This is a genomic window from Rhodococcus sp. 105337, assembly GCF_012844225.1.
Classification (GTDB): Bacteria; Actinomycetota; Actinomycetes; order Mycobacteriales; family Mycobacteriaceae; genus Rhodococcus.
This window is the reverse complement of record NZ_JABAGQ010000001.1, coordinates 439,645-457,376: the sequence shown is the minus strand read 5'-3', so window position 1 is coordinate 457,376 and position 17,732 is coordinate 439,645. Positions and strand designations below refer to the sequence as shown.

Here is a 17,732-nt window from a genome sequence, read left to right as displayed (position 1 = left end):
GCGTCGGGAGCCGAGTGGAACAGCAGTATGCGCGTGGACCGGTGCTCGTCGACGACGAGCCTCAGGTGGGCTTCCCACTCTCGACGGCGCAGCGCGGGATCTGGTTCGCCCAGCATCTGCTCGGCGACATTCCGCTCACCATTGCCCAGTACATCGACGTCCACGGTGATCTCGACGTCGAGGCGTTCGCGGACGCCGGTGCGGCCACCGGTCGCGAAATCGGCACCGGAATGCTCCGGTTGTTCGAGCACGACGGGCAGCCCTACCAGGTGATCGATCCCGATCTCAACGATCGGGCCACCGTCCTCGACCTGCGTGAGCGCCCCGATCCCGAGGCCGCTGCGATCGCGTGGATGCGGGCCGAGTACCGCACCCCGCTGGACATGCTCGAGGACCGGCTCATCGTGTGCGCGATTCTGCGCATCGCCGAGGCCCGGTACTTCGTCTACACCCGGATCCACCACGTCGCGCTGGACGGATTCGGCGCCACAACCTTCGTCAACCGGATCGCCGAGCGGTACACCGCCGTCAAGGAGGGCCGCGAACCCGCGTCGTTCCCCGTCAGCGCGCTCCACGAGATCGTCGACGACGAGAACCGCTACCGCGAATCGGGCCGGTTCGAGACCGATCGGGAGTACTGGGCCGCGCGGGTCCGCGACCTGCCGCACCCGATCGGCCTCTCCGGCCGGGCGGCGCCGGTCGGCCCCAATCCGGTCCGCTACAGCGCGCCGCTGCCCGACGAGGTGGCGGCGTCCATCGAACGGGTCATCGCCCGTGACGAGCAGGCCACCTTCACGAGCGTGGTCATCGCTGCCTTCGCTGCGTTCCTCGCCCGGGTCACAGGTGAATCCGACATCGTGCTCAGCCTGCCGGTCTCGGCACGCACGACCGTCAAGTTGCGACGATCCGGGGGCATGGTCTCCAACGTCGTGCCGATCCGAGTGGGCGTGGACCCCGCGGACACCGCTCCCGACATCACGTCCCGCGTGCAACTCGAACTCACCGGAGCGCTGCGTCATCAGCGGTACCGGCACGAGGACATGCGGCGCGACACCGGGAGGGGCGGAGCCGATCGCGGCTTCTTCGGTCCCGCCGTCAACATCATGATGTTCGGAACGGAGATCCGTCTCGGCGATCTCGTCGGCCGTCTCCACGTGGTCAGCACGGGACCGGTCGAAGACCTCTCGCTCAACATCTACCCGAGCAAACCCGGCGATCCGGCGCACATCGACCTCGAAGCCAACCCGAACCTGTACTCCATCGACGAATTACGCTCCCACCACAGCCGATTCATCGAGTTCCTTGCCGACTTCGCGGAATGCGACGGCACCGTGGGCGCGCTCGACGTGCTCCACGAGGACGAGCGGGACACGCTCGTCCCGTTCCGCGGCCGCCCGCCGCGCCCCGTCCGGATGCTGCCGGACCTTCTCGCGCAAGGGGTGCGGCGCAACCGCGACGGCATCGCCGTCCTCGACGGCGACCGGACGCTGACCTACCGCGCCCTCGACGAGCGCTCCGATCGGCTCGCCCGGGTACTCGCCGACGCCGGCGCCGTTCCCGAAACTTTCGTCGTGCTGAGCATGGAACGCAGTGTCGAAGCGCTGGTCGCCCTCTGGGCAGTGGCGAAGACCGGCGCCGCGTTCGTGCCGATCGATCCGGCGCTGCCCGCGGAACGTCTCGCGTACATGATCCGGGACTCCGGTGCGCGACTCGGCATCAGCACGCGGGACCGGATACCCCACCTGCCCACGGGTCCGCGCTGGCTCGCCGCGGACGACGCGCATCCGGCTGTGGATGCGCCGCCGGTCGTCGCGGCCAGGCCCGAGCATCCCGCCTACATGATCTACACCTCCGGTTCGACCGGCACACCGAAGGGCGTGGTGGTCACCCACTCCGGGCTCGCCGCGTTCGACGCCGACGCTCGGCCGGAACTCGGCCTCACTCGCGAATCGAGGATGTTGCGTTTCTCGTCGGCGAGTTTCGACGCATCGATCTTCGAGATGCTGCAGGCGTTCAGCGCCGGCGCGGCGATGGTGGTCGCCCCGCCGCACATCCTCGGCGGGCAGGATCTCGCCGATCTGTTGCGCAGCAGCCGTGTCACCCACATCGTGTCGGCGCCGACCGTGCTCACCACCGTCGACCCCACCGGACTCGACGCTCTCGACGCCGTCGTGGTGGGCGGTGACGTCTGCACCCCCGACCTCGTCGAGCGTTTCGGTGCCGTCAGCCGGTTCACCAACAGCTACGGGCCGACCGAAACCACCATCGTGGTCACCGCGGGGAGCCCGCTGCACTCGGGTGACCGGATCACCATCGGGCGGCCGCTCGACGGTGTCGAAGCCGTGGTCCTCGACCGCAGATTGCGGCCCGTCCCAGTGGGATTCGTGGGTGAGCTGTATCTCGGGGGCCCTGCGCTGGCCCGGGGATACCACTCCCGGCCCGGACAGACCGCCGACCGGTTCGTCGCCAACCCGTTCGAGCCCGGTGGCCGCCTCTATCGCACCGGTGACGACGTGCGCTGGACCGTCGACCACGAACTCGAATTCCTGGGCCGCTCCGACTTCCAGGTGAAGATCCGCGGATTCCGCATCGAACTCGGTGAAATCGACACGGCACTGCTCGAACAACCGGGTGTCGACTACGCGGCGTCCGTCGTCCACGACACCGGGCACTCGAGCGTGCCGATCTCGTACGTGCGGATGGAATCGGACCACCTCTTCGACGCAGCGACGCTCCTCGAGGGCGTCGGCCGGATGCTGCCGTCGCACATGATTCCCGCCGCGCTGATGGAACTGGACCACATTCCGGTGACGCCCGCGGGCAAGCTCGACCGCGCCGCCCTACCGGCACCACGGTTCGAGTCGGCCGAATTCCGCGCGCCCCGGACAGATTCGGAGATTGCACTCGCCGAACTCGCGGTGGGGCTCCTCGACGTCGAACGGGTCGGTGTCGACGATTCGCTGTTCGCGCTCGGCGCCGACAGCATCGTGGCGATGCAGTTCGCCGCCCGCGCCAAGGATGTCGGGCTGCACATCACGGCACGGCAGATTTTCGAGCACAAGACGATTGCCGCGCTGGCTCGTGTCGCCACCGCGGTGTCGGCGACCACGGTCATGGCAGAACTGCCCGGTGGCGGTGCCGGCGAGATTCCGCTGACGCCCATCGTGCACGACATGCTCCGGCGCGGCGACTACTCCACGTTCGCGCAGGCGGTACTCGTCACCACCCCCGCCGGCCTCACCGCCGAACACCTGTCCGCAGCACTCGGTGCCGTGCTCGACCGCCACGACATGCTGCGCTCGGTGATGCGCGGCGACACCTGGGAGGTCCGTGCCGGCGCCGCCGAGCCCGGAACCCTCGTCACGCGCGTTCCCGTCGCGGACCTCGACGACATCGAGGATCTGATCGCGTCCCGATGCGACAGTGCCGCAGCGGCGCTCGATCCTGCCGCGGGTGTGACGCTGCAGGCCGTGTGGTTCGACGTGGACGCGGCCGATACACAGGGCAAACTCCTGCTCGTCGCGCACCACCTCGTCGTCGACGGGGTGTCCTGGCGGGTGCTGCTCCCCGACCTCGGACAGGCCTGGATGCAGGTCGCGGCGGCCCAGGAGCCTGTTCTCCCGCCGATCGGTACGTCCTTCCGCCGCTGGGCGCACGCCCTGCACGACGCCGCTCGCGACGGCGCGTTCGCCGACGAACTCGTCTACTGGCAGCGCACGCTGACCGGGGCCCGTCCGTTGCGCGGGATCGGCACCCTCGACCCGGACGTCGACACCCTCGCCGCCACCCGGCGCATCGACGTCGCACTCGACCCGGCGGTCACCGACGCCGTCCTGACCCGGCTGCCCGCGCTCTACGGCAGCGGCGCCGCCGACGGGTTGCTCACCGCCCTCGCGCTGGCGGCCGCACGCTGGGACGACGGTGCCGAGCGCTCGCTGCTGCTGACCCTCGAAGGCCACGGGCGCGATCTCGATACGCCGGACCCGGCAGACCTTGCGCGCACCGTCGGCTGGTTCACCAGTGCCTACCCGGTGCGTCTCGCCGTCACCGGCGACCTCGACGACGCCCTGGCCGGCGGATCCGCAGCGGCCGCCGCGGTCAAAGCGGTGAAGGAACAGCTTGCCGCCGTGCCGAACCACGGTATCGGCTACGGCATCCTGCGGTACCTCGACGACGAGACCGGAACGGTGCTCGCGGATCTGCCCGCATCCCAGCTCTCGTTCAACTACCTCGGCCGGCTCACCTCGGGTCACATCCCCGACGAGATCCGCGAGATCGGCTGGGTACCCGACGACCTCGATCTCGATCCGAACCGGACCTCCGGGCTCGCCGCCGCAGCGGCGATCGACATCAACGCCATGGTCGTCGACGGTCCCGACGGACCACACCTCACCGCGTCGTTCGCGTACGTGCCGCGCCTGGTCTCCTCCGAGGACGTCGCCGAACTGGCCGAACTGTGGCGCAGCGCCCTCACCGGTCTCGCCGCGCACCTCGATCGTCCCGACGCGGGTGGCCTGACCCCGTCCGACGTTCCGCTCGTCGCCGTGGGCCAGCGCCAGATCGAGCAGTGGGAAGCCGAGTACCCGGCCGTGCGCGACATCTGGCCCCTCCCACCGCTCCAGGCAGGGTTGCTGTTCCACGCCCGGCTCGCCGCCGGCTCGCTCGACGTCTACGTCGCGCAACTGACCCTCGAACTGGCCGGTGCCGTGGACAGCGACCGGCTGCGCAGCGCCGTCGACGCGGTCGTCGCCCGGCACGCCGGCCTGCGCACCGCGTTCGTCCACGACGAGAACGGGGACCCGGTGCAACTCGTGCTCGATCGCGTCGCCGTGCCGTGGCGCGAGGTGCGGGCCGGTGCGGGTGGAGCCGCCGAGATACTCGACTCCGAGCGCGGAACACCCTTCGACCCCGCCCGGCCGCCCCTGCTGCGGGCAGTACTCGTCCGCACCGCCGACGACCGCGCGACGCTCGTACTGACCAACCACCACCTCGTGCTCGACGGGTGGTCGATGCCCCTTCTCGTGCGAGAGATCCTCACCCACTACATATCCCGGGACGCGCTGCCCGAGCCCGCGCCGTACCGGGACTATCTCCGATGGTGGCGCGAGCAGGACACGGACCGGTCGCTCCAGGCGTGGAGCGAGTTGCTCGCCGGCGTTACCGAGCCGACGCTCGTCGCGCCGAACGCCGAGACGTCCTTCGAGGACAACCCCGGCGAGATCGACGTCGATCTGCCCGACGAGTTGCTCACCGCGCTCACCGAGCAGTCGCGTGAGACCGGGACCACCGTCAACACGGTCGTGCAGGTCGCGTGGGCGCTCGTCCTGGAACGGATGCTCACGCGTTCGGATGTGGTCTTCGGCGCGACCGTGTCCGGCCGCCCCGCAGAACTGCCCGGTGTGGAGAACATGCTGGGCCTGTTCATCAACACGGTGCCGGTGCGCGTCGAGTTCGAGCCCGGGGACACCGTCGCCGACGTGCTGCGCAGCGTGCAGGACGCGCAGGTGTCGATGCTCGACCATCACCACGTGGGTCTGGGCAGCATCCAGCAGAACATCGGTGCCGGCACCCTGTTCGACACCCTCACCGTCTTCGAGTCGTACCCCGTCGACCGCGCCGGTTTCGACGAGACCACCGACTTCGCCGGCATGCGCGTCACGGGTATCGATGCCCGCGACGCCACGCACTACCCGCTCACCGTCATGGCGATCCTCGAACCGAGGTTGCGCCTGAGCGTGCGCTACCGCACCGACCTGTTCGACCGCGCCACCGTGGACCGCATCGCGAGGCGCCTCGTCGGAGTACTCGAGACCGCGGCGACCGGGCCCGACACGCACGTCGGGGACGTCGACGTCTTCCTGCCCGGCGAACGAGACACCGTCGCCGGATTCGAACGCGGCCCGGATCGGGATCTGCCACCCACCACGCTCGTGGACCTTCTTGCGCAGAAAGCGCAGCGGACTCCCGACACGCGGGCCGTCCTCGTCGAGGGCGCTCCCGCACTGCCGTATTCGGAATTCGCGTCGCGGGTCAACCGCCTCGCCCGTGCCCTCGTCGCCGACGGCATCGGCCCCGGCGACCTGGTGGGCGTCGCGATGCCGCGGTCGCTCGACCAGTTCACCGCGATCCACGCCGTCGTCACCGCCGGCGCCGCCTACGTGCCGATCGACCCCGAACAACCCGCGTCGCGCACCGCACACGTACTCGATACGGCTGCCCCCGCCCGGGTGCTCAGCGCTCTGCCGGACACGGCCGGGTTCTCCGACGCTCCGCTCACCGATCTCGACCGCCGTGCGCCGCTCCACCCCGACGACCTGGCCTACGTGCTGTTCACCTCCGGGTCCACCGGACGCCCCAAGGGTGTCGCCATCTCGCACCGCAGCATCGTCAACCGCCTGCTGTGGATGCAGGACACCTATCCGCTTACGGCCGACGATGTGGTGCTGCAGAAGACTCCCGCGACATTCGATGTGTCGGTGTGGGAGCTGTTCTGGCCGTTGCTCACCGGTGCCTCGGTGGTGCTCGCGAGCCCGGACGGGCACCGCGACCCGCGCTACCTCTCTCGCGTGATCGACGAATACGGCGTCACCACACTGCATTTCGTGCCGTCGATGCTCGACGTCTTCCTCGCCGGCGCCGACCTCGGCCGCTGCGGCAGCATGCGGCAGGTGTTCACCAGTGGGGAGGCGCTACCCGCCACCACCGTCGCACGGTTCGCCGAGAGCCTCGGCGTGCCCCTCCACAACCTGTACGGGCCGACGGAAGCCGCGGTCGACGTCACCGCTCATCCGACGGTGGCCGGGGAGAACCCGGTGCCCATCGGAGCACCTGTCTGGAACACGACTGTGCGCGTGCTGGACTCGCGCCTCCGTCCGGTCCCGGTGGGCGTCGAGGGCGAGCTGTACCTCGGGGGAGTGCAACTCGCTCGCGGATACCACGCGGCACCCGGCCTGACGGCAGCGCGATTCGTCGCCGACCCGTCCGGCCCAGCACGTCTCTACCGCACCGGCGACGTGGTCCGGTGGCGCGCCGACGGCGTCCTCGAGTACGTGGGCCGCAGCGACTTCCAGGTGAAGCTCCGGGGTCAGCGCATCGAACTCGGAGAGATCGAGTCCGCGCTACTCGACCACGACGCCGTCGCTCAGGCCGTGGTCGCACTGCATCGCGACCACGCAGCCGGGGAACACCTGGTCGCGTACGTGGTCGGCGCCGTGGACAGCGAGGCCGTCCTCGCGCACGCCGCAGCGCGCCTCCCGCGGCACATGGTTCCCACCGTCGCGATGGTGCTCGACGCGCTCCCGGTGACCTCCAACGGCAAACTCGACCGCAAAGCCCTACCCGCACCGGAATTCGGCTCCGGCACCGAGTACGTCGCCCCGGCCACCGCAACCGAGGAGACAGTCGCGGCGATCGTGGCCGACGTGCTCGGACGCGACGGCCTCGGTGCGACGGCGAACTTCTTCGATCTCGGCGGTAACTCGCTGACCGCGACCAGGCTGCTCGCCCGCCTCGACGACACCTTCGACACCCGCCTGCAGATCCGCGATCTGTTCGACAACGCCACGGTGGCCGGACTGTCCGGTCTCATCGACGGACAACAAGACCGGCAGACGGGTCCGCCGCTCGTCGCGGGGCCGCGCCCAGAACACATCCCGCTCTCACCGGCGCAGGCGCGCATGTGGTTCGTCAACCGCTTCGACCCGGCCTCGGGTGCCTACAACGTGGCGGTCGCGCTACGCCTGACCGGCACGCTCGACATCGACGCGCTGCGCGCCGCGGTCACCGACATCGTGGACCGGCACGAGACGCTGCGCACCCGCTACCCGGATACCGGCGACGGTCCCCGGCAGGAGATCCTGCCGGCCGCCGAGGTGATCGATGCACTCACACTCGACGCCGACGCCCTGCACGGGACGCTCGACGAATGGCTCCTCGAGGTCGTCGCCCGCGGTTTCGACGTCACCCGTGAGATTCCCCTCGCGCTGAATATCGTCCGCGAAGACGCCGACCGGCACGTCCTCGTTCTGGTCGTGCATCACATCGCGATCGACGGCTGGTCGATGCAAGCGCTCGCCCGCGATCTGGTCGCCGCCTACGGTGCACGCAGCGCCGGCAGCGTCCCGGCGTGGGAGCCGTTGCCGGTCGGGTACGCCGACTACGCACTCTGGCAGCAAGGACTTCTCGGCAGCACCGACGACCCCGACTCGGTGGCGGCCCGTCAACTCGCCTTCTGGCGGGACGCCCTGGCCGATGCCCCTGAGGTCTTGGACCTGCGCGCCGACCGTCGTCGACCGGCGGTCCCTTCGTTCCGGGGCGGCACGGTCACCGTCGACGTGCCCGCACCGGTATATGGCCGCGCGGCAGAACTGGCGAGGGCGCACGACGCATCGCTGTTCATGGTGCTGCACACCGCCCTTGCGGTACTGCTCTCCCGAACCGGCGGGACCTACGACGTCACCGTCGGCACGCCCGTCGCCGGTCGCGGCCATCGTGACCTCGACGACGTGGTGGGCATGTTCGTCAACACCCTCCCGTTGCGCACCCGGTTCGATGCCTCGTTCTCGTTCGCAGCGGCCCTGACCGCGGTGCGCGACACCGACCTTGCCGCGTACTCACACGCCGATCTCCCGTTCGAGCAACTCGTCGAGGCACTCGCCCCGGCGCGCTCGACGTCGCACCAACCGCTGTTCCAGACGGTGCTCGCGCTCGACGTGCCGCAGCCGGGTGCGGTGACGCTGCCCGGTCTCGATATCGAGGTGCTGCCAGTCGATTTCGGGATCGCCAAGTTCGACCTCGAATTCGCCGTTACCGAGCACGAGCGGCACGCGACCGTCACGCTGACCTTCGCCCGCGACCTGTTCGACGACACCACCGCCGCAATGATGGTCGAGCGCTACGTGCGGGTGCTGGAGTCGGCCGTGGCAGCTCCGGATGCCTCCGTCGGCTCCCTCGACCTGCTCTCGCACGCCGAGCACGACGAACTGCTGCGCCGCCCCGAATCCGTCGGCGTACGCACGCTCCCGCAGCTACTTGCCGAGGCTGCCGCCGATCCCGACGCACCCGCGCTCGTCTCCGGGACGCGCATCGTCACCTACGGCGAACTCGACCGCCGCTCCTCAGCGCTCGCACACGCGCTGATCGGGGCCGGCGCAGGCCCCGAGACGGTCGTTGCCGTCGCCGTGGAACGTTCGGTGGAATCGGTACTCGCAGTCTGGGCGGTCGCCCGAACCGGCGCCGCATTCCTGCCCGTCGATCCGACCTATCCGGCGGCTCGCATCGAGCACATGCTCACCGACTCGGGTGTGCGCCTCGGTCTCACCACCGACGCACACCGCAAGGCCCTGCCCGACGAGGTGCGGTGGCTCGACGCTGCCGCGCAGACCGGCGACGACCGGCCCGTCCCTGCGCGCGAACCGCACCCCGACCACCCCGCCTACCTGATCTACACCTCCGGTTCCACAGGCGTGCCCAAAGGCGTGGTCGTCACCCACCGCGGCCTCGCCGCATTCGTCGCCGAGCAGCAAGGCCACTACGGCGTGCGGCCCGGTGACCGCGTCGCGGCATTCGCGTCACCCAGCTTCGACGCGTCGCTGCTCGAACTGCTGATGGCGGTCGGTGGGGGAGCGACCCTCGTGCTCGTCCCCACCGGCATCTACGGGGGCACCGAACTCGGGACGGTGCTCACCGACACCGGCGTGACCCACCTCTTCCTCACGCCCGCGGCACTGGCGACACTCGATCCCGAGACGCTGCCGCACGTCCGGGTGGTCGTCGTCGGCGGTGAGGCATGCGAACCGTCGCTGGTGGCACGATGGGCGCCGGGCCGGGCGATGTTCAACGCCTACGGTCCCACCGAGTCGACCATCATGGCAACGCATTTCGGTCCGATGACGCCGGGAGAACCGGTGCGCATCGGCCGTGCCGTGCTCGGCACGTCCGCGATGGTTCTCGACGACCGGCTGCAACCGGCGCCCACGGGAGTGCCCGGCGAACTGTACGTATCCGGTGCGGGGCTCGCGCGGGGTTACCACGATCGCGCCGAGCTCACCGCAACGCGGTTCGTCGCCGACCCCGTCGGTGGCGGACTCATGTACCGAACGGGCGACCGCGTCCGGAAGACCGCGGACGGGACACTGGAATACCTGGGACGCAACGACTTCCAGGTGAAGGTTCGCGGCCATCGAATCGAACTGTCCGAAATCGACGCCGTCCTGTCCGGGCATCCGTCCGTCGACGCTGCGGTGAGCGTGCCCCACGCCGCAACCGGCGCCGTGGTGGCCTACGTGGTGCCGGCACCCGGTCACGCGATCGTCGCCGCCGAGGTGACCGCTCACGCTGCCCGCGCCCTGCCCGACTACATGGTGCCCTCGGCGATCACCGTCGTCGACGCCTTCCCCCTCACCGGTGCGGGCAAGGTCGATCTGCGGGCACTGCCCGAACCCGTCTTCGCCGCCGCACAGTTCGTCGCACCGCGTACCGACGCCGAAAGGCGGGTCGCGGCGGTGTACGCCGACGTGCTCGGTCTCGAGCAGGCAGGTGCGCACGACGACTTCTTCGCCCTCGGCGGTAACTCCCTCTCGGCGACCCGTGTGGTTGCGCGACTCGACGCGTCGCTCGGGGTGCGCGCGGTGTTCGAGAACCCGACCGTGGCCGCACTGGCGGCCGTCGTCGGTGACAGTGGGCCGGGCACGCGCCCGCCGCTCGTCGCCGGGCCCCGCCCCGACCGCATTCCGCTCTCGCCGGCGCAGCAGCGGATGTGGCTGATCAACCGGTTCGATCCCACGTCGCCGGTCTACAACGTCCCCGTCGCCGTGCGACTGCGCGGCCGACTCGACCACGACGCGCTGCGCGCCGCGGTGCACGACGTCGTGCAGCGGCACGAGACCCTGCGGACGGTCTTCCCCGACGCCGACGGTCCACACCAGGTGGTCCTCGACGACGCCCCGGTGAACCTGACGCCGCGCCCGCTCACCGCCGATACCGAGCGTGACGAGATCCTCGCCGTGCTCTCGCGCGGATTCGACGTCACGACCGAGGTCCCGATTCGCGGCGCCCTGCTCCAGGCTTCAGCCGACGAGCACGTGCTCGTGGTGGTCGTGCACCACATCGCCGCCGACGGCGCCTCCACCGTGCCGCTGGCCCGCGACATCCTCGTCGCCTACAGCGCCCGGCTCGCCGGCGCCGCTCCGCAGTGGGCGCCGCTCGCTGTGCAGTACGCCGATTTCGCGGTGTGGCAGCGCGCCGTGCTGGGCGACCCCGCCGACGCCGGATCGCTTGCAGCGCGTCAGCTCGCCTACTGGACCGAGGCACTCGACGACGTCCCGGCCGTGCTCGAGGTGCCCGCCGACCGGCCCCGCCCGGCGGTCGCCTCGCAACGCGGCGCACGCACCGACTTCGGCATCGGTGCAGACACCGTGGACGCACTCGACGCCCTCGCCCGGGCACACGGCGCCACGCGCTTCATGGCACTCCACGCCGCCCTGTCCGTGCTGCTCGCGCGGCTCGGCAACACCGACGACGTCAGCGTCGGCACCCCCGTCGCCGGTCGCGGGGAGGCAGCGCTCGACGACGTCGTCGGCATGTTCGTCAACACCCTCGTGCTGCGCACCCGGTTCGACCCGGCCGCCGGCTTCGATCGGACCCTCGAGCAGACCCGCGACGCCGACCTCGCCGCGTTCGGGCACGCCGACGTGCCGTTCGAGCAGATCGTCGACGCCGTCGACCCTGTCCGCTCGCAAAGCCACGCGCCGCTGTTCCAGGTGACACTGTCGCTCCAGAACCAGGGCACGGGTGTCCTCGAACTACCCGGCCTCGAGATCGAACCCGTCGAGCCGGGTATCGATGTCGCGAAGGTGGACCTCGAATTCACCCTCCGCGACGACGACGGCGGCCTCGCCGGGTCGCTGACCTACGCGACCGACCTGTTCGATGCCGGTACCGCGGAATCCTTGACGCGGCGATGGCTGCGCCTGCTGGACGCCGTGACCGAGAACCCCGCCGTGCCGGTGGGCGAGGTGCCGCTCATGGAGGACGCCGATGCCGCCCGTGCGCTCCGGCACGCCGTGCCCGCGGATGTGCCGGTACGCGTGCTGCCGGAGATCTTCGCGGGGGGTGTCGCCGCGAACCCGGACGGCATCGCGGCCACCGACGGGGCCAGGCACCTGACGTACACCGAGCTGGATCGTGCGTCCAACCGTCTCGCCCGCATGCTCGCCGAGCACGGCGCAACGCCGGAAACGTTCGTGGCGCTGTCGTTCCCGCGGTCGGTCGACGCGATCATCGCACTATGGGCCGTGGCCAAGACCGGTGCGGCGTTCGTACCGGTCGACCCCGCGCTGCCCGCCGCGCGCATCACGTACCTGCTGTCGGATTCCGGTGCGCTTCTCGGGCTCACACACGGTGACGCACCGTCGACCGACATCTCGTGGCTCCGCGTCGACGACGCCGCCGGGTACTCCGACGCGCCGATCCGGCGGACGACCGCGGCCGGGTCCGCCGCCTACATGATCTACACGTCCGGATCGACCGGCACCCCGAAGGGTGTCGTCGTCACGCACCGCGGGCTGGCGGCCTTCACCGGCGAACACCGCCCCGGACTCGGTCTGAGCTCCGCGTCGAGGATGCTCCGGTTCTCGTCGTCGAGCTTCGACGCCTCGGTGTTCGAGCAGATCGCCGCGTTCTCCGTCGGTGCCACGATGATCGTCGCGCCGCCGGAGATCGTCGGTGGCGCCGAACTGTCGGATCTGCTGCGGCGAGAACGTGTTACGCACATCCTCACCGCGCCCGCCGCGCTCGGTACCGTCACACCCGACGACCTGCCCGACCTCGAAGCGGTCATGGTCGGCGGCGACGTGTGCCCTCCCGAACTGGTTGCCAAGTTCGGCTCCGTGTGCCGGTTCGTCAACTGCTACGGCCCCACCGAAACCACCATCATCATCACGGAGACCGCGCCGCTGAGTGCGGGCGACGTCATCACCATCGGCGCGCCGATCCGCGGTGCGGGGGCCGTCGTCCTCGACGACCGCCTGCACCCCGTGCCCGACGGTGTCGTCGGCGAGTTGTACCTGTCCGGTGCCGGACTGGCCCGCGGCTACCACCGCCGGCCCGAGCTGACCGCGTCCCGCTTCGTCGCCAACCCCTACACCGGTGGGCTCATGTACCGCACCGGAGACCTGGTGCGGCGTACGGCCGTTGGCGAGCTCGACTTCGTCGGCCGCCGCGACGCCCAGGTGCAGGTGCGGGGCCTGCGCATCGAACTCGGTGAAATCGAAGCCGTCCTCACCCGCACCGACGAGGTCGCGCAGGCTGTCGTGCTGGTGCACAACGACGCCCGCACCGGCGACCGGCTCATCGGCTACGTCGTCCCCACCGAAGGCAATACCGCCGACACGCACCTGCTCCGCAACCGGATCGCCGACGAACTGCCGTCCTACATGGTGCCCGCGCAGATCCTCGTGCTCGACACACTGCCGATCACCGCGAACGGCAAACTCGACCGGAAAGCGCTGCCGGTCCCGGCTTTCGAGACGCGAGCATTCCGCGCACCGGAAAACGCGGTCCAGCAGACCGTCGCCTCGGTCTACGCCGAACTGCTCGGCGCCGACCGGGTCGGGCTCGACGACGACTTCTTCGCCCTCGGCGGCAACTCCCTGATCGCCACGCGGGTCATGTCGCGGATCGGGTCGGAACTCGGAGCGGACATCCCCCTCCGCGTCCTGTTCGAACAGCCCACGGTGGGTGCGCTCGCCGCGGCAGCGCAGGAGTACATGGGACGGGTAGCGCTCCCGGCGCTGGTCGTGCAGGAGCGTCCCGCTCGCATTCCGCTGTCGCTCGCGCAGCAGCGGATGTGGTTCCTCAACCGGTTCGACCCCGGCGCCGCGACCTACAACATCCCGGTCGCGCTCCGGTTGTCGGGCGACCTGGACCACGCAGCACTGAAGGCAGCGGTCGAGGACCTGCTGCTGCGGCACGACATCCTGCGCACCGTGTACCCGGAGGCCGACGGCGCGGGTATCCAGCGGGTCGTGCCGTTGTCCGAGGTGGACGCCGATCCGACGCCTGTTCCGGTCGATCCGGACGACGTGTTCGCCGTCGTCGGAGAATTGATCTCGGCGGGGTTCGACGTGACGGCGGAGGTGCCGGTACGAGTGCGGGTGTTCCGCGCCGGGCCGGAGGAATACATCCTGGTCTTCGTGGTGCACCACATCGCGGGTGACGGATTCTCGATGGGACCGCTCACCCGGGATGTGATGACGGCGTACGCGTCGCGCGTCGGAGGTCAGCCGCCCACGTGGGCTCCGCTGCCGGTGCAGTACGCGGACTACACCCTCTGGCAGCGGCAGATCCTCGGCTCCGAGGACGACCCGGACAGCGTGGTGTCGAAGCAGATCTCGTACTGGAGCGAGGCTTTGGCGTCGCTGCCGGACCAGCTCGAATTGCCCTGGGATCGGCCGCGTCCCCAGGTGGCGTCCCATCGGGGTGCGTCGCACACGGTCGGTCTCGACGCGTCGCTCCACCGAGGTCTGCTCGGGCTCGCGCGGACACACCACGCCACGCTCTTCATGGTGCTGCACAGCGCCCTGGCGTCCGCTCTCGCCCGGCTCAGCGGCACCTCCGACATCGCGCTCGGTACGCCGATTGCCGGTCGTGGTGAAGCCGAACTCGACGATCTGATCGGGATGTTCGTCAACACGCTGGTCCTGCGTACCGACATCGACCCGGGCCGGTCGTTCGCGGACCTGCTCCGCTCGGTGCGGGAAACGGATCTGCAGGCGTTCGCGCACGCCGACGTGCCGTTCGAGCGCCTCGTCGAGGTTCTCGCACCGGCCCGTTCGCAGGCGCGTAACCCGCTCTTCCAGGTGATGCTGACACTGCAGAACATGCAGCCCGTCGATTTCCGTCTCGGTGGCGTCCGCATCGAACCCGTCGAGGCCGATCTGAACCAGGCGATGGTCGATCTCCAGGTCACCGCGCACGAAGCATTCTCGGAGGGCGGCACTCCGGACGGTATCCACCTGACGTGGACCTACGCCACGGACCTCTTCGACGCTTCCACCGTCGCGGGATTCGCCGACCGGTTCGTCCGCACCCTCACCGCAGCAGTGCGCGATCCCGAAACTCCCGTCGGCGATCTGGAATGGCTCGCGCCGCGGGAGCGTGCGGCCCTACACGAGATGGGCCTCCCCGCGGTGCGCACCGACCCGGCCGGCGCCACCCTGCCGGATCGGTCGGCCGCGCAGGCCGCGGCGACGCCGCTCGCCGTCGCCGTCGCCGTCGAAGGCACTTCGTACTCCTACGCGGGATTCGCTTCGAGAGTCAACACGCTTGCCCGGCATCTTATTTCGCTGGGTGTGGGCCCGGAGACGAACGTTGCCATCGCGATGGAGCGATCGATCGACGCGGTGATCGCGGTCCACGCGGTGGTCGCCGCCGGTGGTGCCTACGTGCCCGTCGACCCCGGGCAACCGGCCGAGCGGATCTCCCACGTGTTCGAGATCGCCGATCCGATACTGGTGTTGTCGGATTCGCGCCACCACCTGGGCACGGATCGGACGGTGTTCGATATCGGCACATTCGATGCGAGCGGTGTACCGGACGGGCCGATCTCGGATGCCGAGCGACGGGGTCCACTGCGCCCGGACAACACGGCGTACGTGCTGTTCACGTCGGGCTCGACGGGGCGCCCGAAGGGTGTGGCGGTCTCGCATGCGTCGGCTGTGAACCAGCTGGACTGGTTGCAGGAGGAGTTCGGCGCCGATGCTGCCGACACCGTTCTGCTCAAGACTCCGCTGACGTTCGACGCATCGGTGTGGGAGCTGTTCTGGCCCTTGCACAGTGGAGCGCGGATGGTCGTCGCGGCACCGGACGGTCACCGCGACCCGCAGTACCTCGCGCGTGCGCTGGTGGATTTCGGGGTCTCCGTGGCGCAGTTCGTGCCGGTCGTGCTCGACGCGGTGCTCGACGTGCTGGAGGAGCCCACTCCGTCGTTGCGGCTGGTATTCGCCGGCGGTGAGGCCCTGTCGGGTGCGACGGCCGACCGCGCGCGGAAGATGCTCGGGTGCGGGGTGCACAACCTGTACGGCCCGACCGAAACGACGATGCAGGCCACGCACCGCCGAAGCGATCCCGATTCCGGCGGTGGGCGCGTCCCCATCGGTACACCCGTTCGGAACACCGGTGCCCTGGTGCTCGACACACGTCTGCATCCCGTGCCGGTGGGAGTCGTGGGCGAGCTTTATCTCTCGGGTGTCCAGTTGGCCCGCGGCTATGCGGGACGCGCACACCTGACGGCCGACAGGTTCGTGGCGAACCCGTTCGACGGTGCGGGGACGAGGATGTACCGCACGGGAGATCTGGTGCGGTGGAACGCACATCACGAACTCGAATACGTAGGCCGCAACGACATGCAGGTCAAGCTGCGGGGCCAGCGGATCGAACTCGGGGAAATCGACTCGGTGCTGCGCGCACACGAGGATGTTGCGGCCGGGGTAGTGGTGGCGTGGCCGGAACAACTCGTCGGTTACGTCGTGCCCACCGGTGAACTCGATACGCAGCGACTGCGGGAGACACTGGGCCGGGTGCTGCCGTCGTACATGGTGCCGGCGCAGTTCGTCGTGCTCGATGCGCTGCCGACGACACCCAACGGGAAGGTCGATCGGAAAGCGCTGCGACAGCCCGAGGTTTGGGCACGCGAGTTCCGGCGCCCGTCGGGCGACACCGAACGTGCTGTGGCCGACGCCTTCTCCGATATTCTCGGTGTCGCACAGGTGGGGGCGGACGACGACTTCTTCGCGCTCGGTGGCACTTCCCTGGTCGCGACCAGGCTCGTCGCGCAGTTGCGCGACGCGCTGGGCGTCGCGGTCCCGTTGCCGTCGTTGTTCTCGCATTCGACGGTGGAAGCGCTGGCTCGGAAGATCGCCGAGGGCGGGGAGTCCGGTCCGGAGTTCGGAACGCTGCTCCCGATCCGTGCGGAGGGCGACCGTCCCCCGGTGTTCTGCGTGCATCCGATCGTCGGATTGTCGTGGTGCTACACCGCTCTCGCGCAGGAGATCGACCCGTCCGTACCCGTGTACGGAGTGCAGACCCCGCTCGAGGACCGGCCTGAATCCCTCGACGACCTGGCGGCGCTCTACGTCGACGAGATACGCCGGATCCAGCCGGAGGGCCCGTACCGGCTGCTCGGATGGTCGCTGGGAGGTGTCATCGCGCACGCCATGGCGGTGCACCTCCAGGCCGCCGGCAGCGCAGTGGAAACACTGGTGATGCTCGACAGTTTCGCGGACACCGACACCGACACCGACGCGTCCGAGGAGCCGGAAATGCCGATGAGCGACCTGCTCGCAGGACTCGGCGTTGTCGGAGACGGTGACGGACCGGCGGATCTCGCCGGGATCGTCCGGGTGGTCGCCGACGTCACCGGCACTCCGGCCGAGGACACCGAACGTCTCGTGCGGCAGCTGATGGACGCGGCCCGGCACAACGTTGTCCTGGCGGCCGGTCACCGGCCCGGACGGTTCGACGGTGACGTCGTGTATTTCACCGCAGCCGAGGACGACAGCCGCGGGGCGGCAGGCTGGGCCGATGCCGTGAGCGGGCGAATCCATGACCATTCAGTGCCGGTCACCCACTGGCGCATGACTTCGACCGAGGCACTTGCCGTGCTGGGGCCTCGCCTGCGTACTGTCTTCGCAACTCCATCCGACCACGACCGACAGGGCGAACAAGCAAGATGA

General features: G+C 69.8%; 1 protein-coding gene. It reads left to right on the top strand.

Features of this window, described 5'->3' with window-relative positions:
* Positions 1 to 14 precede the first annotated feature (14 nt).
* Complete coding sequence (locus HF886_RS02145) at positions 15 to 17,732, top strand: non-ribosomal peptide synthetase (RefSeq protein ID WP_169651413.1); 17,718 nt, start codon at positions 15 to 17, stop codon at positions 17,730 to 17,732.